Annotated in this window: 1 protein-coding gene; it reads left to right on the top strand. The window is 73.6% G+C overall.

Annotation, left to right across the window (positions count from 1 at the left end):
* Nucleotides 1-277 (top strand): IMP dehydrogenase (locus D471_RS32645; RefSeq protein WP_040687956.1); only part of this gene is annotated, 277 nt, incomplete at both ends.

Here is a 277-nt window from a genome sequence, read left to right as displayed (position 1 = left end):
CCCCCGCCCCCCGCCTGTCGCCGCAGCGCACCGCCCAGTACCATAAGGCGGTCGTCGACGCCGGAGTCGACCTCTTCGTCATCCGCGGCACCACGGTCTCCGCCGAGCACGTGTCCGGCCGGGCCGAGCCGCTCAACCTCAAGCAGTTCATCTACGACCTCGACGTGCCGGTCGTGGTCGGCGGCTGCGCCACCTACACCGCCGCCCTGCACCTGATGCGGACCGGCGCGGCCGGTGTGCTGGTCGGCTTCGGCGGCGGGTCCGGGCACACCACCCG

Source organism: Nocardiopsis lucentensis DSM 44048 (assembly GCF_000341125.1).
GTDB lineage: Bacteria > Actinomycetota > Actinomycetes > Streptosporangiales > Streptosporangiaceae > Nocardiopsis > Nocardiopsis lucentensis.
The sequence above is the reverse complement of the archived record's forward strand: the minus strand, read 5'-3'. Positions and strand labels throughout refer to the sequence as shown.